22 protein-coding genes and 3 pseudogenes are annotated in these 22,411 nt (G+C 71.2%); 17 read left to right on the top strand and 8 right to left on the bottom strand.

What is annotated here, in order from left to right:
* A pseudogene (locus ACFQV6_RS40440) lies at window positions 1-443 on the top strand (NDP-hexose 4-ketoreductase); the annotation flags it as partial.
* 116 nt (window positions 444-559) lie between these two features.
* On the opposite strand, the gene ACFQV6_RS40435 reads toward ACFQV6_RS40440, so the two are convergent.
* On the bottom strand, window positions 560-1,456 hold the full coding sequence (locus ACFQV6_RS40435) for an A/G-specific adenine glycosylase (RefSeq protein ID WP_378033019.1): 897 nt from the start codon (window positions 1,454-1,456) through the stop codon (window positions 560-562).
* Between the two features lie 20 nt (window positions 1,457-1,476).
* On the opposite strand from ACFQV6_RS40435, the gene ACFQV6_RS40430 reads away from it, so the two are divergent.
* From ACFQV6_RS40430 to ACFQV6_RS40415, 4 genes are all read left to right on the top strand, one after another.
* Entirely contained in the window at window positions 1,477-1,986 is a 510-nt protein-coding gene (locus ACFQV6_RS40430) for a glycine cleavage system protein R (RefSeq protein WP_378033018.1), read from the top strand.
* Window positions 1,983-2,522 carry a peptide deformylase gene (gene def, locus ACFQV6_RS40425; RefSeq protein WP_378033017.1) on the top strand — a complete coding sequence of 180 codons (540 nt, stop codon included), beginning with the start codon at window positions 1,983-1,985 and terminating at the stop codon, window positions 2,520-2,522. The genes ACFQV6_RS40430 and def overlap by 4 nt, the downstream gene beginning before the upstream one ends.
* Window positions 2,523-2,616: 94 nt before the next feature.
* A complete protein-coding gene (locus tag ACFQV6_RS40420) occupies window positions 2,617-3,375 on the top strand; it encodes an adhesin (protein ID WP_378033016.1) in 759 nt (252 codons plus the stop codon).
* Between the two features lie 9 nt (window positions 3,376-3,384).
* Window positions 3,385-3,894, top strand: a complete 510-nt coding sequence (locus ACFQV6_RS40415) for a 2'-5' RNA ligase family protein (protein ID WP_378033015.1) — start codon at window positions 3,385-3,387, stop codon at window positions 3,892-3,894.
* A gap of 145 nt (window positions 3,895-4,039) precedes the next feature.
* Here ACFQV6_RS40415 and ACFQV6_RS40410 read toward each other — a convergent pair whose 3' ends face one another.
* From ACFQV6_RS40410 to ACFQV6_RS40390, 5 genes are all read right to left on the bottom strand, one after another.
* Entirely contained in the window at window positions 4,040-4,756 is a 717-nt protein-coding gene (locus ACFQV6_RS40410; protein ID WP_378033014.1) for a hypothetical protein, read from the bottom strand.
* A 318-nt stretch (window positions 4,757-5,074) separates the two neighbouring features.
* Window positions 5,075-6,256 (bottom strand): DNA integrity scanning diadenylate cyclase DisA, encoded by a 1,182-nt coding sequence (gene disA / locus ACFQV6_RS40405; RefSeq protein WP_378033013.1) that lies wholly within the window; start codon window positions 6,254-6,256, stop codon window positions 5,075-5,077.
* Window positions 6,257-6,476: 220 nt separating this feature from the next.
* Window positions 6,477-7,898, bottom strand: coding sequence for a DNA repair protein RadA (radA, locus tag ACFQV6_RS40400; protein ID WP_378033012.1), 1,422 nt, complete (start codon window positions 7,896-7,898; stop codon window positions 6,477-6,479).
* Window positions 7,899-7,933: 35 nt separating this feature from the next.
* Window positions 7,934-8,656, bottom strand: a complete 723-nt coding sequence (locus tag ACFQV6_RS40395) for a hypothetical protein (protein ID WP_378033011.1) — start codon at window positions 8,654-8,656, stop codon at window positions 7,934-7,936.
* A gap of 118 nt (window positions 8,657-8,774) precedes the next feature.
* Complete coding sequence (locus ACFQV6_RS40390) at window positions 8,775-9,602, bottom strand: UbiA family prenyltransferase (RefSeq protein WP_378033010.1); 828 nt, start codon at window positions 9,600-9,602, stop codon at window positions 8,775-8,777.
* Between the two features lie 67 nt (window positions 9,603-9,669).
* On the opposite strand from ACFQV6_RS40390, the gene ACFQV6_RS40385 reads away from it, so the two are divergent.
* From ACFQV6_RS40385 to ACFQV6_RS40370, 4 genes are read left to right on the top strand one after another with little or no spacing between them, the layout of a single operon-like run.
* Window positions 9,670-10,383: a methyltransferase domain-containing protein gene (locus ACFQV6_RS40385; protein ID WP_378033009.1), complete on the top strand. Its 714-nt coding sequence runs from the start codon at window positions 9,670-9,672 to the stop codon at window positions 10,381-10,383.
* Window positions 10,383-11,555, top strand: a complete 1,173-nt coding sequence (locus tag ACFQV6_RS40380) for an acyl-CoA dehydrogenase family protein (protein ID WP_378033021.1) — start codon at window positions 10,383-10,385, stop codon at window positions 11,553-11,555. Before ACFQV6_RS40385 ends, ACFQV6_RS40380 begins: the two co-directional genes overlap by 1 nt.
* Before the next feature lie 5 nt (window positions 11,556-11,560).
* Entirely contained in the window at window positions 11,561-12,616 is a 1,056-nt protein-coding gene (locus tag ACFQV6_RS40375; protein ID WP_378033008.1) for a type III polyketide synthase, read from the top strand.
* Window positions 12,613-13,071, top strand: coding sequence for a DUF6023 family protein (locus ACFQV6_RS40370; protein WP_378033007.1), 459 nt, complete (start codon window positions 12,613-12,615; stop codon window positions 13,069-13,071). Before ACFQV6_RS40375 ends, ACFQV6_RS40370 begins: the two co-directional genes overlap by 4 nt.
* A 106-nt stretch (window positions 13,072-13,177) precedes the next feature.
* On the opposite strand, the gene ACFQV6_RS40365 is transcribed toward ACFQV6_RS40370, so the two are convergent.
* A complete protein-coding gene (locus tag ACFQV6_RS40365; protein ID WP_378033006.1) occupies window positions 13,178-13,951 on the bottom strand; it encodes a hypothetical protein in 774 nt (257 codons plus the stop codon).
* 335 nt (window positions 13,952-14,286) lie between these two features.
* On the opposite strand from ACFQV6_RS40365, the gene ACFQV6_RS40360 reads away from it, so the two are divergent.
* The 7 genes and pseudogenes from ACFQV6_RS40360 (at window position 14,287) to ACFQV6_RS40330 (ending at window position 19,910) form a co-directional block, all read left to right on the top strand.
* Window positions 14,287-14,772, top strand: coding sequence for a CarD family transcriptional regulator (locus tag ACFQV6_RS40360; protein WP_014447856.1), 486 nt, complete (start codon window positions 14,287-14,289; stop codon window positions 14,770-14,772).
* 45 nt (window positions 14,773-14,817) lie between these two features.
* Window positions 14,818-15,051 (top strand): annotated as a pseudogene (locus ACFQV6_RS40355) (2-C-methyl-D-erythritol 4-phosphate cytidylyltransferase); the annotation flags it as partial.
* 198 nt (window positions 15,052-15,249) lie between these two features.
* Window positions 15,250-15,726, top strand: a pseudogene (locus tag ACFQV6_RS40350) (2-C-methyl-D-erythritol 4-phosphate cytidylyltransferase); the annotation flags it as partial.
* Between the two features lie 156 nt (window positions 15,727-15,882).
* A complete protein-coding gene (ispF, locus tag ACFQV6_RS40345) occupies window positions 15,883-16,356 on the top strand; it encodes a 2-C-methyl-D-erythritol 2,4-cyclodiphosphate synthase (RefSeq protein ID WP_378033005.1) in 474 nt (157 codons plus the stop codon).
* 127 nt (window positions 16,357-16,483) lie between these two features.
* Window positions 16,484-17,659, top strand: a complete 1,176-nt coding sequence (locus tag ACFQV6_RS40340; RefSeq protein WP_378033004.1) for a tetratricopeptide repeat protein — start codon at window positions 16,484-16,486, stop codon at window positions 17,657-17,659.
* 120 nt (window positions 17,660-17,779) lie between these two features.
* The gene (locus ACFQV6_RS40335; RefSeq protein WP_378033003.1) at window positions 17,780-18,625 is read left to right on the top strand and encodes a hypothetical protein; all 846 of its coding nucleotides are present in this window, start codon (window positions 17,780-17,782) and stop codon (window positions 18,623-18,625) included.
* A gap of 130 nt (window positions 18,626-18,755) precedes the next feature.
* Window positions 18,756-19,910, top strand: a complete 1,155-nt coding sequence (locus ACFQV6_RS40330; protein WP_378033002.1) for a PQQ-binding-like beta-propeller repeat protein — start codon at window positions 18,756-18,758, stop codon at window positions 19,908-19,910.
* A gap of 32 nt (window positions 19,911-19,942) precedes the next feature.
* Here the strand turns inward: ACFQV6_RS40330 and ACFQV6_RS40325 are convergent, their stop codons facing one another.
* Window positions 19,943-21,148 (bottom strand): ROK family protein, encoded by a 1,206-nt coding sequence (locus ACFQV6_RS40325; RefSeq protein WP_378033001.1) that lies wholly within the window; start codon window positions 21,146-21,148, stop codon window positions 19,943-19,945.
* A 47-nt stretch (window positions 21,149-21,195) separates the two neighbouring features.
* Between ACFQV6_RS40325 and ACFQV6_RS40320 the strand changes: the two genes are divergently transcribed.
* Window positions 21,196-22,410, top strand: coding sequence for an MFS transporter (locus tag ACFQV6_RS40320; RefSeq protein ID WP_378033000.1), 1,215 nt, complete (start codon window positions 21,196-21,198; stop codon window positions 22,408-22,410).
* The last annotated feature ends 1 nt before the right edge of the window (window position 22,411 follow it).

Raw genomic sequence — 22,411 nt, 5'->3', positions numbered from 1 at the left:
TCAACGACGAGCTGAAGCAGCACTTCCGCCCCGAGTTCCTCAACCGCATCGACGACACGATCGTCTTCCACCAGCTGCGTGAGAACGAGATCCTCCAGATCGTCGACATCTTTACGGCCCGCATCGAGGGCCAGCTGAAGAACAAGGACATGGGCCTGGAGCTGACCGACACCGCCAAGAAGTACCTGGCGGTCAAGGGCTTCGACCCGGTCCTCGGTGCCCGTCCGCTGCGGCGGACCATCCAGCGCGAGCTGGAGGACACCCTGTCCGAGCAGATCCTCTTCAACGAACTGCGCCCCGGCCAGATCGTCGTCGTGGACTGCGAGGGCGACCCGAACAAGGTGGAGAAGGCCAAGCTGGTCTTCCGCGGCGCCGAGAAGGGCGTGACCGTGCCCGACGCGGTCCCGGCCGATCTCGAGGCCACGACCACCACGGAGGAGTGACCCGCTAAGCGTCACAACGGCCCGGCTGCCTCGCAGCCGGGCCGTTCGCATTCGGCCCACCTGGCCGCTCGTGCCGCTCGTGCCGCTCGTGCCGCTCGTGCCGCTCCTGCCGCTTCTCAGAGGCGCTGGACGTCTCCGCGGGGGGCATCGCCGGCCAGGACGAAGTCGTGTTCGCCGAGGGATTCGACCAGGCCGTCCTCCACCAGCCCGGCGAGGGCGCGGGCCCGCTGCACCTCGTCGTTCCACACCAGGTCCAGGCGCTGGCGCGGCACCGGCCCGGTGGAGTGCCTGAGCACCTCCAGGATCAGCCCGCGCACCTGGCGATCGGTTCCGGCGTACTTCTGCGGTTTGCGGCTCGGGCCCTCCGGCAACGGCTCACCGCTCAGCCGCCACGCGCACACCGTGTGGAACGGGCAGTCGGCGCACTTCGGCGAGCGGGCTGTGCACACGATCGCGCCGAGCTCCATGAACGCGATGCTCGCCTTCGCGGCGCGGGGTGCGTCGAACGGCAACAGCTCCTCCATCGCGACCAGATCGGCTGCGGTGGTGGCCGGGCCGGCGTCCGGTTTGCCCTCCACAGCCCGGCACACCACCCGCCGCACGTTGGTGTCCACGACCGGGTGGCGTTGCCCGTACGCGAAGGTGGCCACCGCCCGCCCGGTGTAGGTCCCCACCCCGGGAAGGGCGAGCAACTGTTCAAGGTCGTCGGGCACCCGGCCGTCGTGCCGCTCCACGATCGCCACCGCGCAGGCGTGCAGGCGCATCGCCCGGCGCGGGTAGCCCAGGCGTCCCCACATTCGGATCGCCTCGGAGGCGGGGTCGGCGGCGAGTGCCGCGGGGGTGGGCCACCGGGTCATCCAGGAGCGCCAGGCGGGCTCCACACGGACCACCGGGGTCTGCTGGAGCATCACCTCGCTGACCAGTACTCCCCAGGGGGTGGTGTCCGGTTGCCGCCAGGGCAGATCGCGGGCATTTGTCGCATACCAGGTGATGGCGTCGTCGGCGAGAGTCATAGCCCGTTTACTGTAGGCGGGTGCATGAGCTTGCCATCACCGTCATCGGTCCTGACCGGACCGGCATCGTCGCCGACGTGGCCGAAGCCCTCGCCGAGGTCGGTGCGAACCTCACCGACTCGACGATGACCCGCCTGCGCGGCCACTTCGCGATGACCCTGATCTGTAACGGACCGACCGCCGCCGCGGCTGAGCAGGCGCTGGAGCCGATCACGGCCGGCGGCCTGGTGGCCACGGTCCGCAAGGTCGAACCGGAGTCGGAGGGCGCCCTCAACGGCCAGCCGTACCTGGTGAGCGTGCACGGCGCCGACCGTCTCGGCATCGTCGCGGCGGTCACCCGGGTGGTCGCCGCGGCCGGCGGCAGCATCACCGACCTGACCACCCGCCTCACCGGCCCGCTCTACGTGATGGTCGCCGAGGTGGACCTGCCCGATGGCGCCGCCGACGAACTCGCCGAGCGCCTCGCCGTCGCGGCCTCGGAGCTGGGCGTCGACGTCACCGTGCGCCGCAGCGACTCGGAGATCCTGTGAGCGACGCCGAGCTCGGGTGGAGCGGGCCCGAGGGCCGGGTGCTGCCGGTGGTCACCGCGCCGGCGAGCGTGCTCAGTACCGTCGGCGAGGAGGTGGACCCGACCGACCCGGCGATCGTCCAGCTCGCCGCGGACCTGGTCTCCACCATGCGGGTCTCGCCCGGGTGCGTCGGCCTGGCCGCTCCGCAGGTCGGTGTCGGCGCGCAGGTCTTCTGCGTGAACGTCGTCGGTCACCCCAAGGCAGTGACCACGCATGGCACGTTCGTGCTCTGCAACGCGAAGATCATCGAGGCGAGCCGGTGGCGGCCCGGCCGGGAAGGCTGCATGTCGGTGCCCGACCTGACCGGCGACGTGAAACGCGCCGGCCGGATCGTCGTCGAGGCCGTCCTGCCCGGCAGCGGTGAGCCGGTCACGGTGGCCGCTGACGCCTTCGAGGCGCGGGCTCTGCAGCACGAGATCGACCACTGCGCGGGCAAGCTGTTCCTGGACCGGGTGGCCGGTGCGCACGCCATCTACCAACGGAAGACCTACCTCTGAACTCCTTTCCAACGAGCGATTCGCGAGTTGGTGTCGCATAACCGGCGCGTCGTGCACATCGTGCTGGGCGCGCGGGTCTACCGTGGTGGCCATCATGCGTGCGACGGTTGGTCCCCTCCCATCCGCTGTCTACTGGCGGCGGCGTGCGGTTGTGCTGGGCGCGGTGCTGCTCGGCGTCATCGTGCTGTTCATGTCGTGCTCCAACGAGGACGACAAGGATCCGAACGCCAAGGACGCCTCCTCTCAGTACCCGACACCGGCACCCGCCTCGGACGAGAAGTCGGCGAGCCCCGACCCGTCGATCCTGGACAGTGCCCCGCCGGTCGGCCCGGCCCTGCCGGACCCGGCCGAGCTGCTGACCCAGCAGCCGGGCGACGACGAGGACGCGCTCCCGACCACCCCGCCGGCATCCGCGCCGACCACCGGCACGAACGGCAACGCCGCGGTGCCGACCGACGGCTCGTGCGCCGACACCGAGGTCTCGGTGACGCCGATCCCGGCTGACACCACGATCAAGCGCGGCACCCCCGTCGACATCCGGTTGAAGATCAAGAACATCAGTACGCGTACGTGCAACCGTGATGTCGGCGCCGACGCGCAGGAGCTCTACCTGGAGCAGGGCGCGCAGAAGTTCTGGTCCTCCGACCCGTGCAGCACCGCCAACGGCAGCGAGGTCAAGTCGTTCGCCCCCGGTGCCGAGCGCGAGTACCGGATCACCTGGAACGGCCGCCAGTCCACCCAGTGCGCGAACGGGCAGGCTTCCGGCCCGGTACTGCAGGCCGGTCAGTACGAGCTGCGCGGCCGCCTCAGCCAGATCATCAGCAAGCCGGTCGTCCTGTCCGTGGTCGCCTGACGCCCGGCCTTGGTCGCAGCGCTGGAGCTTTACCTGGACGTCGACGCCACCAGGCGCGTACGCACCCTGTGGCGCGCCCTGGAAGCCGAGGGCATTCCCACCCTCGGCTCCCTGCACCAGAAGCACCGCCCGCACGTCTCCCTGGCGGCCGCCCACCGCATCGACCCGCACGCGGTGGCCGACGCCCTCGGCGACCTGCCGGTGGGCCGCGGACTCACCCTGAGCATGGACTTCGTCGGCCAGTTCGTCGGCCGTGTCCTCTGGCTCGGCGTCACCGTCACCGGGGAACTGCTGGACCACCACCGCCGGGTCCACGAACGCCTCACCGCGGGCGGCGTCGAGGTGTGGGAGCACTATCGGCCGGGTCGCTGGGTGCCGCACTGCACGATCTCGCTGCGCGTACCCAATCCCATGATGGCGCCGGCGATCCGCCGGTGCCTCGAGGTACTTCCGCTCAGCGCGAGCGTCATCGGTGCGGCGGTGGCCGATCACGCCAACGACATCTCCCACCCGCTCTAGCAGCTCGCGTGCCCGCTTCTTGCGGGGTGACCCCGGGAGTTCGCTTCCTGCGGGGTGATCTCGGGAAGTTCGCTTCCTGCGGGATGACCTCGGGAAGTCCGGCGACGGACGGTGTCGCCGGACTCCCCGAGATCGAGAGGAATGTCTAGGAGGCCGGCGCGCAGTCAGCCGGTGCGATCCACGACCCGGTGTGGGTGCGGAGGGCGTTGTCGCGGACGGCTACGGTGCCGGACGGGCGTGACGTCAGGTCGGCGTGCTTGCCGGGCCGGACCCGGACCCGCTTGCCGTCGGCCAGGAAGACGGCGTCGACGGTAGCGCCGGGCGCGTTGGCCAGGCGGGTGTGCAGCACCCCGTCGCAGTAGCTCTTGAAGGTCACCGTGGGCTGCGGCGCGCACTTCGTGGTGCCGCCGCTGTAGGTGGTCTCGCCGCCGATCGAGCGGCTGCCCGCACCGCCGAGCCACAAGTCGCCGGTGGGCTCTTCGAGGGTGCCGGTGGGCTCTTCGAGGGTGCTGGTGCCGAAGATGGTGCCGGTGCCGAAGGTGGCGTCGACCCGGGTACGGCAGCCGGGCACGTCGACGTCGAGCGTGACGCTGCGACGGCCGCTGTCGATCCAGGCGCTGTCCGAGTCGTAGACGAACCGCGAGTCGGTGGCGGACACCAGCGAGAAGGACTGTTCCGCGCCCTCGCAGAGCGGTTTCGTCGCGGTGATCGTGACAGTGCCTGCCGGGCCGTCGAAGACGTGCTGATAGGTGGCCTCGGCGGCGGTCGTACAGTCGTCGCTGCCCGTCGCGGCCTGCGCGATTCCGGTGAAGGTGGCCGTGACGAGAACGGCGGCGCCTAGCGCCAGGAGAAGACGTCGCATGATCGGCCCCCTGAGGATCGGGTAGGGGGCGGTCTCACCACTGACTCCCCGGGCCGCAATGCGGTGACCGATCGAAACTCGGCCCGGATCACAATCTCCCCAGTTTCTGGGCGCTCACGGCGATTTCCCGTGGCATGGAGAAGGCTAGGCCGGGCCTCCGCCGAAGGGAAGGGGTAGTCACGGAAAGTAGTGTCGACCGTTTAGGAGTGATGCCCGAATCGGGGACATCCCGACGCTATCCGTACTCGAAGTCCGCTTACGGAGTGATCTAATTCACTCGCCAAGCATCGCGAGTCACCGTATGGAGGCGATTCGCGCTCAGACGTAGCGTTCCAGGATCGAGGCCTCGGCCAGACGGGACAGGCCCTCGCGGACGCCGCGGGCCCGCGCGTCGCCGACCCCCTCCACCGCCTGGAGGTCTTCGACGGTGGCGCCGAGCAGCCGCTGAAGGCTCCCGAAGTGGTCGACGAGCCGGTCGACGATCTGCCCGGGCAGGCGCGGCACCTTGGCGAGCAGGCGGAAGCCGCGCGGGGAGACCGCCGCGTCCAGTGCGTCGGAGGCGCCCGGATAGCCGATCGCCTTCGCCACCGCGACCAGGTCGATCATCTCGGTGGCGGTGAGCAGGTCGAGCTCGACAAGGGCCTCGTCGAGGGTGCGTGCCTTGCGGCCGGTCGGCAGGTAGTCGCGGATGACCAGGGTGCGGTCGGCGTCGACGCCGGCCATCAGCTCGTCGAGCTGGAGGGCGAGCAGGCGGCCGTCGGTGCCGAGCTCCACCACATAGCCCGAGATCTCGTCGGCGATCCGCCGGACCATCTCGAGCCGCTGCACCACTGCCACGGCGTCCCGGACCGTCACCAGGTCCTCGATCTCCAGGGCGGACAGCGTGCCGGAGACCTCGTCGAGGCGCAGCTTGTAACGCTCCAGGGTGGCCAGTGCCTGGTTGGCACGGGACAGGATGGCGGCCGAGTCGTCGAGGACGTGGCGCTGGCCGTTCACATAGAGCCCGATGATGTGCATGGACTGGCTGACCGAGATGACCGGGAAACCCGACTGCTTGGCGACCCGCTCCGCGGTGCGGTGCCTGGTCCCGGACTCCTCGGACGGGATCGACGGGTCCGGCATCAGGTGCACCGCGGCACGGACGATGCGGGTGCCGTCGCTGGAGAGGACCACCGCGCCGTCCATCTTGCACAGCTCACGCAGCCGGGTCGCGGAGAACTCGACGTCGAGCGGGAAGCCGCCGGTGCAGATGCTCTCGACCACCGAGTCGTAGCCCAGCACGATCAGCGCACCGGTCCGTCCTCGCAGGATGCGCTCGAGGCCGTCGCGCAGCGCGGTGCCGGGCGCCATCAGGGCGAGGTTCGCCCGCAGTGGATCGCTCGCTCCGCCGGTGAGGCCGGGGCCGATCGGGGGAGTCATCGCACGATGACCCGCGCCGTTGACGCCGGGACGCGGCGTTGAACTGGCGGCGGGCTTGGAACCATCGCGGTCGAGCGGCACTCGGACAGTCTACGGACTGTCATCCACGCCAACGAGGGATGGTTCGATGAATGCTCCGTAGCGTGATGATTCGTAACTCTCAGTGTTTCGACGCCGATCTTCCACCACGGAATTCGCGCCGCGTCACCGGGCATCGCGTCCCAGGGCACCGCGTCACCGGGCATCGCGTCCCAGGGCGCCGCGTCACCGGGCATCGCGTCGCCCGGCGCCGTCGTCGGCCTCACCGGGTGCCGTGGTCGGCCGAAGCGCGGGCCGCACTCTGCAACGCCGATCGAAGATCGCCAACCTCGATCACGTCCATGCCCTTGGGCGTGCCGGACTCCCCGTTGGGACCACAGCCGGGCGGAACCAGCGCGACCTTGAAGCCGAGCCGGGCCGCCTCGGCCAGCCGGCGGCCCACCGCACCGACCCGGCGGATCTCGCCGGTCAGGCCGACCTCGCCGATCGCCACCAGGTGCGGCGCCATGGCGAGATCGAGGCCGCCGGATGCGACAGCGAGTGCCATCGCCAGGTCGGCCGACGGCTCGGTGAGCCGGATCCCGCCGACGGTGGCCGCGAAGACTTCACGGTTGTAGAGCTTGAGTTGTTTGGTACGCCGTTCCAGCACGGCCAGGACCATGGCCAGCCGGGCGCTGTCGAGGCCGGACACCGTGCGGCGGGGCGAGCCCTGCACTTCCGCACCGATCAGCGCCTGCACCTCGGTGACCAGTGCACGCCGGCCCTCCATCGCCACTGTCACGCAGGTGCCGGGCACCGCCTCCAGATAGCGGGTGAGGAAGAGGCCGGACGGGTCGGGCAGGCTGGTGATGCCGCCCTCGTGCATCTCGAAGCAACCGACCTCGTCGGCCGCACCGAACCGGTTCTTCACGCCACGCACCAGGCGCAGCGACGAATGCTTGTCGCCCTCGAAGTGGAGCACCACGTCGACCAGGTGCTCGAGGACCCGGGGGCCGGCGACCTGACCGTCCTTGGTCACGTGACCGACCAGGACGGTGGCGATGCCGCGCTCCTTGGCGATCGAGACGAGGGCCGCTGTCACCGCGCGGACCTGGGTCACCCCGCCGGGGACGCCCTCGGTGCCGGGCGCGGAGACGGTCTGCACCGAGTCGAGCACGAGCAGGCCGGGCTTGACCGCGTCGAGGTGGCCGATCACGGTGCCGAGGTCGTTTTCCGCGGCGAGGTAGAGCTTGTCGTGCAGGGCGCCGAGCCGCTCGGCCCGCAGCCGGACCTGGCTGACCGACTCCTCACCGCTGACCACCAGCGACGGGCTGCCCGCGCCGACTGCCCACTGCTGGGCGACGTCGAGCAGGAGAGTGGACTTGCCCACACCGGGCTCGCCGGCCAGCAGCACCACAGCGCCCGGCACCAGGCCGCCGCCGAGAACCCGGTCGAGCTCGCTGACGCCGGTGGCCACCGCCCTGGCCGGTGCCGCGCTGATCTGCGCGATCGGCCGGGCCGGCTCGGCCGGCATGCGGGAGCTGACCACCCGGCCGGAGACCAGCGGAGCGGACACGGTGGACTCGATGACCGAGCCCCACTCGCTGCACTCCGGGCAGCGACCCAGCCATTTCGGCGGCTGGTGGCCGCACGCGTCGCAGACGTAAGCGGGGCGGGGTGCCTTGGCAGCCTTGGAGGTCGTCACCCGGACAAGCTAGCCGGGGGGTACGACAACCTCACTCAGTGACCTTCGGCTTCACCCTCGGCCGCCTCGCCCGACCCGCGCGGAGCGGGCGACAGCGGGATGGCGACCGGGGCCTGCAGCTCCAGGGGCGCCGCGTCGTTGGTGAACTCGAAGACGAGGTTGACCGAGCTGCCCGGCACCAGCGGGCCGCTCAGGCCGAGAACCTGGAGCTGCTTGGCGTCGGTCGCACGGAACAGCGCGGAACCCTGCGGACCGATCTCGATCTGGGCCGGCGCCACCGTGGGCGCGGCCGGCGCTGCGCTGGCGCCGGGCTCGGCGGAAGCGCCGGGCTCAGCGGAAGCGCCGGGCTCAGCCGAGGCACCCGGCTCAGCGGAAGCGGGAACGGAAGCGGACGCCGAGGGCGCCCCAGCCGCGGCCCCCGCGGTCACGATGCCGACCTGGCTCGCCGAGACGACCTGCGCCTGGTCCGTCGGACGGCTGCTGATCAGGACGGTGACCGGCTCGTTCGTCTGGTTGTAGAGGCTCACCTCGAGCGGGGCGGCGGCACCGGCCGCGTACCCCTTGATGCCGTTGTATTTGATCTGGAGGTTGCGGATGTAGACGCTGCCGTCCGCGGTCTCCTTGTCGACGCCGGCGATCGGCGTGTCCAGGATGGCGGTCTCAGCGACCTGACCGGCCGAGCATCCACCCAGCACAAGGGCAGCGACCGTGGCGGCACCCGCGACCACGGCGGCACGACGGGTTCGCAGCGAGCGCATCACGATCCTCCAAATAGAGACACTGAGGTGTCAGATCAGCCTAATGGGCGGCGATCGGTCCCGTGCGCCGACCCATCCATCCGCTCCCCGCGATCACAGTCTTGACCATCTCAGCGGCTCAGGTGACCCGGCCGCTGAGGACGAGCAGCAGGACGTCGATCAGGGCGACCACGATGACCGCCCGGAAGAGGGCGACCGGGCGGCCCTGCGAGCGCTGTGCTCCGTACCAGCCCAGGGGAAGGACCACGACGGCGGCCGCGGCGCCCACCAGGCCCGGCCACGACGGCGGCCCGGGTGGCCCGAAGACGAGCGTGAGCGTCGCGCCCAGCAGGAGCCCCGCGGCGGCTACCTGCGACCACCGGGCGCCGATCCGGTGCGGCAGGCCCCGCACGCCGGTCGCCGCGTCGTCGGCCAGGTCCGGCAGCACGTTGGCGAAGTGTGCGCCGCCACCCAGCAGCGCGCCCGCGGCGATCAGCCAGGCCGGCGGTGCCGGATGGCCCGGCAGGGACACCACGACGAAGGCCGGCAGCAGGCCGAAGGCCACCAGATAGGGCACCACGGAGAGGGCGGTCGACTTGAGCGGCCAGTCGTAGAGCAGGGCGAACACCCCGACGACCGAGATCACGACGGTCGGCGTGGTGCCGAGGGGAAGAGCGGGCAGGGGGATGGCGAGCGTCGCGATCAGGCCGGCGACGCCGACCGTACGGCGGGAAACCGCCCCGGCCGCGACCGGCTTGTCCCGCCGCCCCGCTCGCTGGTCCCGGTCCGCGTCCAGCCAGTCGTTGACCCAGCCCACGGCGAACTGGGTGGCCGCCACCGCGAGCGCGACGAGCAGCAACCGCCACCCGCGGTGTCCCACGCCGAAGGCGAGCAGGGTCATCGCGAGGGTCACCGCACCGCCCGGCTCGGGGTGGGCGGATCTCAGGAGTGCCAGCGCGCGCGACATGAGTCGCAGTGTGCTTCATGAGATCCGTCCCGTGCGAGTGAGCCGTTCCCGTGCGATTCTCGATCTCATGCTGTCGATGCAGCGCAACGACCCACGTCAGTACGACGGGATGGCCGCGGAGTGGTGGCGCCCCGGCGGCGATTTCGAGTTGCTGCACTGGCTCGCCGAGGCCCGCGCGGCCCTGATCCCGCCCGCTGCCGGTCCCGGCGCGGTCCTGGTGGACGCCGGCTGCGGTGGCGGCCTGCTGGCACCGCACGTGCGCGCCAAGGGCTACCGCCACCTCGGTGTCGACCTCGGCCGTCCCGCGCTGCGCCACGCCGCGGACCAGGGCGTCGTACCGGTCAACGGCGACGTGACCGCGCTGCCGCTCGCTGCGGCCAGCGCCGACGTCGTGGTGGCCGGCGAGATCCTCGAGCACGTCACCGACCTCCCCGGTACGGTCGCCGAGCTCTGCCGCGTGCTGCGCCCGGGCGGCCTGGTAGTGCTCGACACGGTCAACGACACCGGCCTGAGCAGGCTGATCACGGTCACCATCGGTGAACGCCTCGGAATCGCCCCGGCCGGCCTGCACGACCCTGACCTGTTCGTCGCGCCCCGGCGGCTGGTCGGCGAGTTCGCCCGGCACCAGGTGGCGCTGGAGATCCGCGGTGTCCGTCCCAGCCTTCGAGGGCTGTTCCGGTGGCTGGTGCTCAAGCGGGTGCCGAGCGGCGGCCGGATCCTGCCCACCTTCTCCTCGGCGGTCCTCTATCAAGGCTCTGGACTCAAGGCGGTTACCGCGTGATCGACGAACAGGCCAGCGCGCTCGACGAAGCCCGCCGCCTCGCGCCGCGGTTCGCCGCCCGTGCCGCCGCCTCCGACCGTGACGGCTCCTTCCCCGCCGACGACTTCGCCGATCTGCGCGAGTCCGGCTTCTTCGGCCTGATGGTCCCGGCGGCGCTCGGCGGTGCCGGTGCGGGCTTCCTGCGGTACGCCAACATCGCCTACGAGCTGGCCCGCGGCAACGGAGCCACGGCCCTCGTCTTCAACATGCACGCCTCGGTCACCGGTGCGCTCGCCGGTGTCACCGACGGGCTGGCCGACGCGCTCGGGCTCCCGCCGGAGGCCCTGGCCGCCCGCGACGACCATCTCAAGGCGGCCGCCTCCGGCAGCTGGTACGCGGTGGCGATGAGCGAACGCGGGGCCGGCTCGCGGCTCTCCCAGATGACGACGTCGTACCAGAATGTCGACGGCGGCTATCGGATCACCGGCGCGAAGACCTTCTGTTCCGGTGCCGGGTACGCGGACGCGTACCTCATCGCTGCCCGCAGCGTGACCGATCCCACCCAGGTCTCCCAGTTCCTGGTCCCCGCCGGTGACGGCCTGACGGTCGAAGAGACCTGGGACGCGCTCGGCATGCGTGCCACCGGCTCGCACGACCTGCACATCGACGTGACCGTTCCGGCCTCGGCGCTGCTCGGCGGGCTCGAGGGGCTGGCCCTGGTGGCGGCCCAGCTCTCCCCGCACTGGATGGTCGCCAGCTACGCGGCCGTCTACGTCGGTGTGGCCCGGGCGGCGGTGGACGCCGCGGTCGAGCACGTGAACGCCCGCAAGCTGGGTGGACTTCCGGCGATCCGGGCGCGGATCGGCCGGGCCGACGCCGCTGTGGCCGCCGCGCACCTGGCGGTCCGCGAGGCCGCCCGGCGGGTCGACGAGTCGCCGGGTGATCCGGAGACCAACCGCTGGGTGTGGCGGGCGAAACTGCTGGCCGGGACGACCGCCGCGGAGGTGGCCGCCTCGATGCTGGAGGCGGCGGGCACCTCCGCGATGCGCCGGGGGCATCCGCTGGAGCGGCTCTACCGGGACGCCCGCGCCGGGTCGCTGCAACCGGCCACCAGCGACGTCTGCGCCGACTGGCTGGGGGTGGACGCGCTCGGCGGCGACCCTGACTCCGACGGTGTGGCGCCGCGCTGGTGAACGCCGTGATCAGTGGCCTCGGCGTGGCGCTCCCGCCGTCCACGTCCCAGGACGAGATCTGGGAGCGCTACTTCGCACACCACTACACCGGGGCGCGCCAGGCATTGGCCCGGCGGATCTTCGCCAACGCGGGCGTGCGCACCAGGCAGGCGGCGGTGAGCCCGCTGCTGGAGGACGTCGCGGAGTGGTCCACCGAACGCCGCATGCGCCGCTACCAGGTCGAGGCCATCCCACTCGGCAAATCGGCGGTGAGCCGGGCCCTGGATGACGCCGGTGTCTCCGCCGACGAGATCGGCCTCTTCGTGGTCTGCTCGTGCACCGGTTACGCCACGCCCGGGCTCGACATCCTTCTCGCCCGCGATCTCGGGATGTCACCGAGCGTGCAGCGGCTCTTCGTCGGCCACATGGGCTGTTACGCGGCGTTGCCGGGCATCGGTGCGGCGAGTGACTTCGTGTCGGCCCGGGGCAGGCCCGCCCTGCTGCTCTGCGCCGAGCTGACCAGCCTCCACCTACAGCCGCCGGGCACCCGCACCGACATCCAGCAGATCGTCTCGCACGCCCTCTTCTCGGACGCTGCCGTCGCCGTGGTGCTCACCCCATCAGATCAACTTCATTCGGGGTACGGCGTGAGCGAGGTTGCCGCCATTACCGATACCACCACGGCCGACCACATGACCTGGGACGTCACCGACCTCGGATTCCGCATGGGTCTCTCCCCTCAGGTGCCGGCGGTTCTGTCGGCGCACGTCCGCGGTCTGGTCGACGACCTGCTCGCGCGGCACGGCCGGACGATCGCCGACGTGGACGGCTGGGCGGTGCACCCGGGCGGCCCGAAGATCCTCGACGTGGTGCAGGAGCGGCTCGGGCTCGATGACGATGCGTTGTCCGAGTCGCGTGGGGTTCTCTCCGCGTACGGGAACTGCTCGTCACCGACGGTGTTGCTTGTCCTTGAGGCGCTGCGCCGGCTCGCACGACCGCCGCGAACCGTGGTGATGCTGGCCTTCGGTCCCGGCCTCACCCTCTATGTCACCCTTCTCGAGGCCTCTAGTCTCGGCGCGTGAACAGGCGACGGGGACACGGCGCGGTCCTGTATGCGGTGGCCGCACTGGTCCTGGCCGGTGGTACGGCCTGGTGGTGGAGTGCGGCGCCGCGGGCATCCGGCGATCCCCGTCTGCTCGACTGGCGGCAGAACGCCGAACAGCTGCTGCCGGACGCCGGTGACCAGTCGGTGGCGTCGACGGTCGCGATGGGCGCCGGGAGCGGGCACGAGATGATCGCCGACATTCCCGGCGGTAACGGCACCTTCCTGATCTCGGTGGTCTGCGCGGGGGACTCCGGCAGCCGGGTCCGGGTGAGCCTGGGCGGGGACGAGTCAGGCCGCGGAGTGCAGTGCTCCGGTGCCCGTACCCCGGAGATCTTGTCTGTTGCTCTGGCCGGTGAGCTGCACATGCGGGTGAATGTCGACGATGTCAGTCCGGTGGTTTTTCGTTACACGCTGCAGCGGATGAACGACTAGGGGTCGCTCTCTGTTCTACCGCTCGCTTTTTGGTTACCGCTCGCGTTCTTCCTACCGCTCGCGGCTTCCTACCTGCTCGCGGTTTTGTCAACTGCTCGCGTTCTTCCTACCGCTCCAGCGGGACCAGGTAGGGGAGGATGGCCTCGACCGAGGCGACGCGGGGCTCCTTGCGGAAGATCTTGCCGGTCCGGTCGACGAGGACCACCGCGGCAGTCCCGTCGGGTGGGCTCAGGTCGAGGTCACGGCGCAGGGTGTCGGTCGGATCGCGGAGGAAGCTGACGACCTTGCCCTCCGCCTGCGGTGTCCGCGCGGGCGATTGCGCCTGGACGGAACTCGGCTTGGTCCGGGCCGTGACCACCAGCACCGTCGTCCCCGACCCGACCTTGGCCACCGTGTCGGTGACCAGCGTGTCGCAGGCGCAGCCGTCGGTGAGGAGCACGACGGCGGGCAGCCGGCTGAGGACGGAGACCATCTGGCCGTCGGTACCGATCAGGTCCAGCCCGGGCAGCATGCCGGGCGTCGAACCGGTGGTGCCGGCCGTGCGCTGGGTGGCGGGTTGCCGGGGCGGGCCGGGCCAGGCCGAGGCGAACAGGCTCGCGACGGTGACCATCACGGCCATCGAGATGATCAAAGCCGGGGTACGCACAGCCAGCGCGCCGACTTTCCGGAGCCGCCGGATCGCAGGACGGCGGGCGAACCGTTGCCGGCGGGTGAGGGGCGCCGCCGTATTCAGCTCGGCGCGCACGGACTCGACCTCGTCGGACAGCTCCGAGAGATCGTCCGGAATGACGATGACTCCCCACTCCTCGGGGAAGTCCGGAAGGTCGTCGGGGGTACCGCCGTCGGGCGGCCAGCCGTTGTTGTCGCTCGCGCCAGCCATGACTCACCCTCCCCCCTTACCGACCAGATCTTGCTTCGGTCGGGGAACTTCCGTCCAGCGTCCCCCACGTGGGGCCGCATCGCCAGTGGTGCGCCGTTGCGGCTCTCAGCGATAAGCTTGATCTCACAAAGCCATCAGGTCCGGAATTTCCGACTCGGGGGCTGGAGTCGTGACGTCCTGGTCACTTTCCGTTACGCAGGCAGCTTCTCGCTTCGGTGTCAAGCGGGAGAAAGCCCCGTCACAGGGCCTCTGAGCTGCACTAACAGTGACCGTCAGGGCGAGACACAGCCGCGTGAGCGTGTTACCCTAGACACAGCGAAAGGGGTTTCGAACCTATGGTTTTCAGTGTCGGCGAGACCGTTGTTTACCCCCACCACGGGGCCGCACTCATCGAGGCAATCGAGACTAGGGTCATCAAGGGCGTTGAAAGGCAGTATCTCGTTCTGCGTGTCGCCCAGGGCGATCTGACTGTTCGAGTGCCCGCTGAGAACGCCGAGGAAGTCGGCGTGCGCGAAGTGGTGGGCGAGGAAGGCCTGGGTAAGGTCTTCGACGTCCTCCGCGCCCCGCACACCGAGGAGCCGACCAACTGGTCGCGGCGCTACAAGGCCAACCTCGAGAAGCTCGCTTCCGGTAACCCGTTGAAGGTTGCCGAGGTCGTTCGTGACCTCTGGCGTCGTGAGCGTGAGCGTGGCCTGTCGGCTGGGGAAAAGCGGATGCTCGCCAAGGCGCGCGACATTCTGGTCGGTGAGGTTGCCCTCGCTGAGAAGAGCACGAAGGATGAGGCCGAGGTCCTGCTCGACAAGGTCCTCACCGAGGCCTGATCTGCCAAGACCATCCCTCTGCACACCTTGACCGACGACCGCGACGTGAACGCGCAGCTTAATGCTCGCGGTGACGTCGCGGTCGTCGTTCCGGCTGCCGGTGCCGGCGTACGTCTCGGCCCCGGGGGCCCCAAGGCACTCCGCCTCCTCGACGGCGAGCCGCTGCTCGTTCATGCGATCCGCCGGATCGCCGCCGCCCCCTCGGTCCGCATGATCGTGGTGGCCGCCCCGCCGGACGGCGTCGAGGACGTCAAAACGCTCCTCGCCGGCGTCGTTCCTGTCGCGGGCGTTGCTCCTGCGCCCGGCGTTGCTCCTGCGCCCGGCGTTGCTCCTGCCGACGGCGTTGCTCCTGCGCCTGGCGTTGCTCCTGCCGACGGCGTTGCTCCTGCGCCTGGCGTTGCTCCTGCCGACGGCGTTGCTCCTGCCGACGGCGTTGCTCCTGTAACGGGCGTTGCTTCTGTCAATCGGGTCGTTTCCGTCACTGTCGTGGCCGGCGGCGCTGAACGTCAGGAGTCGGTCGCCGCGGCGCTCGCCGTCGTTCCCGAGGACGTCGGCATCGTGCTTGTTCACGACGCTGCCCGCTGCCTGGCACCGGTCTCCCTCTTCGAACGGGTCGCCGCCGCCGTCCGCAACGGCGCCGACGCTGTGATCCCGGCGCTGCCGGTGGTCGACACGATCAAAGAGGTCGCCGAGGACGGTGCGGTGCTGGGCACTGTTGATCGTTCGGTACTGCGCGCTGTGCAGACACCCCAGGGATTCCCGGCTTCGGTGCTGCGGGCCGCGCATGCCGCCGCGGCCGATTCGCACACGGATGACGCGGGAGCGGTCGAGAAACTGGGGCGGCGGGTGATCTGTGTGCCGGGGTCGGATCTGGCGTTGAAGATCACGCGCCCGATCGACTTGGCGCTCGCTGCTTATCTGCTCACCCTCCCCGACCCGGACGCCCCGGTCTAGCCGCTGCCGCGGCGGGGCGCGGCGGGGCGGGGTGGGGTGGGTTGCGGCGCGGCGGGGCGGGGCGGGTTGCGGCGCGGCGGGCTGTGGGGCTGGGGGCGGGCGGGGTGCGGGGTGCTGGGGAGATCGAGTGGGGGGACGCGGGCGTAGGCTGCGCGGGTGAGTGTTCCGCGGGTGGGTATCGGTACTGATGTTCATGCTTTTGACGCGGAAAGGCCCTGCTGGGTGGCTGGTTTGTACTGGCCCGACGAGCCGGGGCTGGCTGGTCACTCGGACGCTGACGTAGCGGCGCACGCGGCCTGTGATGCGCTGCTTTCGGCGGCGGGGCTCGGGGATCTGGGGAGCAACTACGGGACCAGCCGGCCGGAGTGGGCTGGGGCGTCGGGCGTGGCGCTGCTTGCGGAGACGGCGCGGCGGGTGCGGGCTGCGGGGTTCGAGATCGGGAACGTCTCGGTGCAGGTGATCGGGGTTCGACCGAAGATCGGCAAGCGCCGGGACGAGGCGGAGAAGACGCTGTCCGAGGCGGTTGGTGCGCCGGTCACTGTGGCGGGCACCACCACGGACGGACTGGGACTCACCGGGCGTGGTGAAGGGCTGGCCGGGACGGCTGTGGCGCTGATCTACACGCGCTGATCAACATTCGCTGATCGGGGGCCGGCGGAGGAGCTGGGGAGTGAGGGCGGGATGGAAACGGTGGGTGTGGTGGGCTGCGTCACCCCGACTCACGCGATCTCCAGGTAGAGCGCCTACGCTCGGCATCGTGCCCACCCCCATGGAGCCCGACACCACGCCCGAGGAACACCGGCAACGGGCGCTGCTGCTTGCTGATCTCGGCCGCTATGACGAAGCCGCTGATGAGATCGCTTCCGGTCTGACCGCGGCGCCGCAGGAGGCCAATCTGCTCGCCACGCTGGCCCGCATCCACCTCGCTGCCGACCAGCCGGTCGAGGCGCTCGCCGCTGCCGACCGGGCGGCTGCCGCTGATCCGCCGCCGATCGTCGCGCTTGTCGTGCGGGCCATGGCGCTCACCGACAGCCGGCGTTATGCGGATGCTGCCCGGGTCGCGGGGGAGATTCTGAGCAGGTGGCCCGAGGACGCGTACGCCCAGCGCACCGGTGCCGCCCTGCTGAGCGAGTCGCGGAACGGGCAGGAAGCGCTGAACGCGGCGTGGAACGGTGTGCGGGTCGCTCCGACCGAGGCCGAGGCGCACCTGGTGCTGGCCGTGGTCGCGGCGCGGCTGCGGTTGTTCGATCTGGCGCAGCGGGCGTACGGGGAGGCGCTCGAACTGGACTCGGCGATCGGTGACGCGGGTAGTGACGTGGGCATCGTCAGGTTCGAGCGGCGCCGGTGGGCCCGTGCGCTGGAGGACCTCGCCGAGGAGGCGTCACTGGGTACGCCTCCGGGTGGCGGCGGGACCATCGACCCGCGCGAGAAAGCTGACCCACGCGAGAAAGCTGACCCGTACGAGAAGGCCGACCCGTACGGAAAGAAGGAAGAGCCCACACCGGTGAGCGTGAGCGAGCCGCTGGAGATCGTGCGGCCGGCCGGCCCGGTTCTTGACAGCTCGGAACAGTCGGCGGAATCGGTGCGGGAGACCGTTCAGTTCGGCGCCGGTGGCACGCTTGTCGCGGCTGTGCTGACCGCTGCGATGACCATGATCAGCCCGGGGATCTCGCGGATGTGGGCGGGGCTGATCGGGGTGCTGGTCTTCGGTGCGGTGCTGCTCTGGTTCCGCAGCCGGCTGACCGAGCCCGCCGGCGTCGTGATGGCCCGGCTGCGCAGGGGCAACCGGCCGCTCGCCGTCGCGGCCTATCTGACGTTCGTCGCACCCGTCTTCCTGGTGCTGTACGCGGCGGTCGGTGGCCTGCCGACCCTGGTGATCGGCATGACGCTGGCCGCCGTCGCGGAGGTCCTGGTGGTGATGAGCCGCCGGTGATGAGCCGCCGCTGACGGGGGCCATCTCGGGGTCGTGTCGAGCCGCGGGGGTCACCCTGGTGGAAAGCGACTTGGTGGACTTGGTTGTCCGTTTCCGGCGGCGTCTACTAGGTTCGATTTCGTGTCAACGATGGTGCCTCCGCTCTACGCCGGGCTCGTCGACGACGCGTCCCTGCTCCCGCCCAGCCCGATCGGACTGACCGACGCCGTCGCCAAGTACCGCGAGCACACCGGTTCGTGGTACGCGGGACTTCTAGGCTCCCTTCTGGTACCCGCCTCGATCGTCGGCGCTGAACCGGTGCCCCACCTCGCGGCGGGCGTGATCGGTGACGTGCCGGTCGCGAGCCTGCCGGTGACGGTCGAGAAGCTGCGCGCCGCGGGAGTGGTGGTCGAGCACGTCGAGGCGTCGGTGGCCCGCCGCGGTGAGGATCCGCAGCCGGGCCTCACGATGCTGCGCTCGTTCACCGCGGCGGAGAACGGACTGCGCCTGTATGCCGAGATTCCGCTGAGCTGGGGCCTGCTGGCCGCACTCGACTCGGTCGCCGGTGCGCGGGCCGAGGGCCTGGCGATCGCACCGAAGTTCCGCGTCGGCGGCCTGGCCGGTGAGCTGTTCCCGACCCCGGTCGAGCTGGCGGCGGTGATCTGCGCGTGCCGCGACCGGGATCTGCCGTTCAAGCTGGCGGCCGGGCTGCGGCACGCCACCCGGCACACCGACCCGGAGACCGGATTCACCCATCACGGCTTCCTGAACGTGCTGGTCGCGACGCTGATCGCGGCTGACGGGGGCGAGGTCGCGGAGGTCGCGGAGGCGCTCGCGGCGACCCATCCGGTGCCGCTCGTCGAGCCGGCCCGCAGTCATCGGGACACGCCGCGGCCGCTTTTTGTCGGTTTCGGCGCGGCCAACGTGGTGGAGCCGCTCACCGAACTGGTCCGGCTCGGCTTGATCAACGGCGGCTACGAAACCTGATCAACGGCAGTAGGAAACCTGATCAACGACGGCCGTGAGGCTGATCAATGGCGGACACGGATTCGATCAGCGACGGGGCTTGGACGGGGCACCGGAATCGCCGTCCGCGGGTCCTGGAATACTTCGAGCCGTGACCCGGGTACCGCTGCGAACACTTGCTGCGCTGGTCCTGGTGGCGGCGACCGGCCTGGTCGGCTGGCGGGTGCTGGCTCCGGCGGAGGTGCTGGCGGTCGCGAGTACGCCGTACCCGGCACTGTCTCTGCGGCAACCGGGCGTGACCGGGCGGACCAGCCTGGCGCCGCTGATCGTCGACGGGCGTCTCCGCGTCTATGCCGCGAAACACCAGGTCAAGGCCGATGCGCCGGCGGACGGGCGGACCCTCTACACGGCGCGGTGGTCGTTCCGGCGGTGGCCCGAGCAACTCAGCGGAGTCACGGCGAGCGGCCAGACGGTGGTCACCCGATGGTCCGACGGCGAGCTGGTGGCGCTGGATGCCCGTACCGGAAAGATCCTTTGGCGTGCGGATGGCCCGCCGGCGCCCGATCATGGCGGGCACCGCACCGGCGCCGCGACGGTCTGGGACCCACCGGGCCTGCATCTCGCGCCCGGCGCCGTCGTGGTCAATTCCGGTCAAGAGCTTGCGGGGTACGACGTGAGCTCCGGAGCTGTCCGATGGCAGGTGCCGACGGCCACCGGGTGCACGGACGGTTTCACCACCGACGGCGGGGTGTACGTGTGCGCCACCGGCCCGCACGACGCGGTGAGCGGGGCGGCCGTCCCGGGCTGGCCCACGGGGCCGTTCACGCCTGTCGGATGTGCGGCCGGAACCTCGCAGTGCGCCGGCTTCCGGGACGGCTCGGGGCAGGGCTGGCTCGCCTCCTCGGTGGTGCCGCGGCGTGCACCCGCCCTCGACGATTCCTCCGCCACGGTCGCGGCCGGGGTGATCGTCTCCCGGTCGGGTGGGGTACTGAGCGCACAATCCGTGGACGGGACGGCGCTCTGGACGTGGTCGGGTCAGGGCCGGGTCCTGGGCGGCACCGCGAGGAGCGTGGTGGTGCTGGCGCCGGCGAACAATCTCGTCGGGCTGGACGCGGGGAGCGGGGCGGTCCGGTGGGCGTTCCCGCTGGCGTTCGGCACCGAGAGCACGGAGTGGAAACCGGGCGGGTATCGCATTGCCGGGTCCTACCTGGCGATGGAGCGGCTCAACGAGGACGCGCCGGATGATCCCGAGTCACCCGTTTACTACCTGACCCTCGACACCGTCATCATCGCCGCCCTGGACTGACGCCGAAGGGGTGCGTGCCGTGCCTCACGCGGTCAGGCGAGGCGGGGGAGCAGGGCGGACCAGGCCTCCTCGGCGGCGCCCGCGATGGGGCCGTCGTCGTCGCCCAGGGTGGCCGGCAGGACCGGGGGCGGGGATGCGCGGTGGATCAGCATGAGGCCGTCGCGGTAGGCGGTGTTGATGGCGTCGGGTACGGCCGTGAGCAGCTCGGTGCCCAGCCCGCCGAGGGTGACCAGGTCGGCGTCGAGGGCGTTGACCAGGCCGGCGATGCCGCGCCCGAGGGCGGTGCCGACGGCGCGGACCGCGGCGAGGGCCGGGTCGGTGGCCGGGCCACCGGTGGCCCGGTCGCCGGTAGCTGAGGCGTCGGTGGCTGAGGTGCCAGGGGCTGAGGTGCTGGTGGCTGAGGCGCTGGTGGCTCTGGCTATGACGCGGCGGGCGTAGGTGACCGGGTCGCGCGGGGGTGGGTCGTTCAGGAGGCGGGCCAGGGCTGTGCCGTCGACGGCGGTGCCCCAGCAGCCGCGGGCGCCGCAGGGGCAGCTGATCGCGGGGTCGCCGAAGGGGACGTGGCCGAACTCGCCGGCCGCACCCCGGGCGCCGATCACGGGGCGGCCGGCCTCGACCACGGCGCCGCCCAGACCCGCCTCGATGCGCAGGTGCAGGCCGACGGCGGCGCCCGCGGCTGCTCCGCGGCGGGACTCGGCGGTGGCGGCGAGGGTGGCGTCGTTGCCGGCCACGAAGACGCCGGCGCCGGGCCAGAGTTCGGTGAGGTCGACGTCGTGCCAGTTCAGGCCGGAGGCGTCGAGGCGGTAGCTGCGGGAGACGGTGCCGGGAACGGACACTCCGAGGGCGCGCGGGCGTTTCCCGTACCGGAGAAGGAGCTCTTGGATGGCGGTGGCGACTGCCGCACGGACCTCGGGCCAGTCGGTGGTGGCGTGCCGTCCCGACCGGGAGGCGGCGGTGGTGCCGCCCAGCTCGACCACGTCGATCCGCCAGCCCTCGTGGGTGATCGCCACGGCGAGGACGAGCGGGCCCGCGGGGTGGGGTAGCAGCACGGTGGTCGGCCGCCCGCGCGTGCCGCTCGGTGCGGCCGGGGCCTGGACCAGGAGTTCGGCCCGGCTGAGCTTGGTGACGAGTTCGGTGGCCGCGCCCGTGCCGACGCCGAGCAGGCGGGCCGCATCGGCGCGGGTCACGCCGGGGCGGTGGTGCACCACCCGGAGCAACTCGGTGGAGCGGGTCGTCACAGCTGTTCTCCCTTTTTAAGCTCGGGCTCAGAGCTTATTCTGCCGGAGTGAGATTCAATCGCCCGGCGATGCTCGTTCTCAGTGCCTCCACGTTCTGTTACGTCGCCGCCGAAACCCTGCCCGTCGGCCTCCTGCCGGAGATCTCCAGCGACCTCGGAGTCACCGAGGCCCAGGTCGGATTCCTGCTCACCAGCTATGCCGTGGTGGCGGCGCTGAGCACGATCCCGCTCACCGCGCTCACCATGCGGGTACCGCGGCACACTCTGATCGCCGTCACCGTAGCGGTCTTCGCGGTGTCACAGGGGGCGGCGGCCATCGCACCGAACTTCGAAACTCTCACGCTGTCCCGGCTCGTCTGCGCTCTGGCGCACGGGGTGTTCTGGTCGGTGATCGGGCCGATCATCGTGCGGCTCGCCCCGCCGGGGCAGGCCGGGCGGGCGACCGCACAGGTCTTCCTCGGCAACTCGCTGGCGATCGTGCTCGGCGTTCCCCTCGGTACGGCACTCGGCCAGGCGCTGGGCTGGCGGGCGGCGGTCGGTGTGTTCGCCGCGGCGGGTGCGGTCTGCGTGGCGCTGCTGCTGGCTGTACTGCCCAAGCTGTCGGCGCTGCCGAGGGACCTGGAGGCGCGGACCGGCACGCAGTTGCGTGACGCTGTGCGAATCCTGCGCAACGGGCCGGTGGCCCGGCTCTGCGTGATCACGACTGTGCTGGTGGTGGGGCACTTCGCGGCGTACACGTACATCGCCCCGCTGGTCCGCCGCGACGCCGGTCTGGACGGTGCGGGCCTGAGCGCGCTGCTGCTCGGGTACGGCGCCGTCGGCCTGCTCGCCAACTTCGCCGTCGGCCGGTTCGTCGACCGGCGCCCCGGAACCCTGGTGATCGGCCTGATGGTGACGGTCACGGTGTCGGTCGGGCTGCTGGCGCCGGTGCTGGGAGTGGTGCCGACAGTGGTGGCGGCGCTGCTGTGGGGCGGCGCGTTCACCGCCATCCCGGTCTTCCTGGCCGCGGCGGTGCTGCGGGTGGCGCCGAGAGCCCGTGACGCGGCGTCGGCGGTGTACGTGGTGGCGTTCCAGATCGGCATCGGCGGCGGGGCGTTCGTCGGCGAGCGGCTGGTCACCGCCGGGCAGCTGGGTGCGCTACCGCTGCTGGCGGCCGGGTTGGCGCTGGTGGCGACGGTTCTCGTGGTGCTGTCGCCGGCGGTCTTCCCGCCCCGGATCAGCAAGGAGGACCACGACCGGCTCGAGGCCACGGCCCTCCACTAGC

This window comes from Actinoplanes sp. GCM10030250 (assembly GCF_042666575.1).
In the GTDB taxonomy this organism is placed as follows: Bacteria; Actinomycetota; Actinomycetes; order Mycobacteriales; family Micromonosporaceae; genus Actinoplanes.
This window is presented reverse-complemented; position numbering and strand designations above follow the sequence as displayed.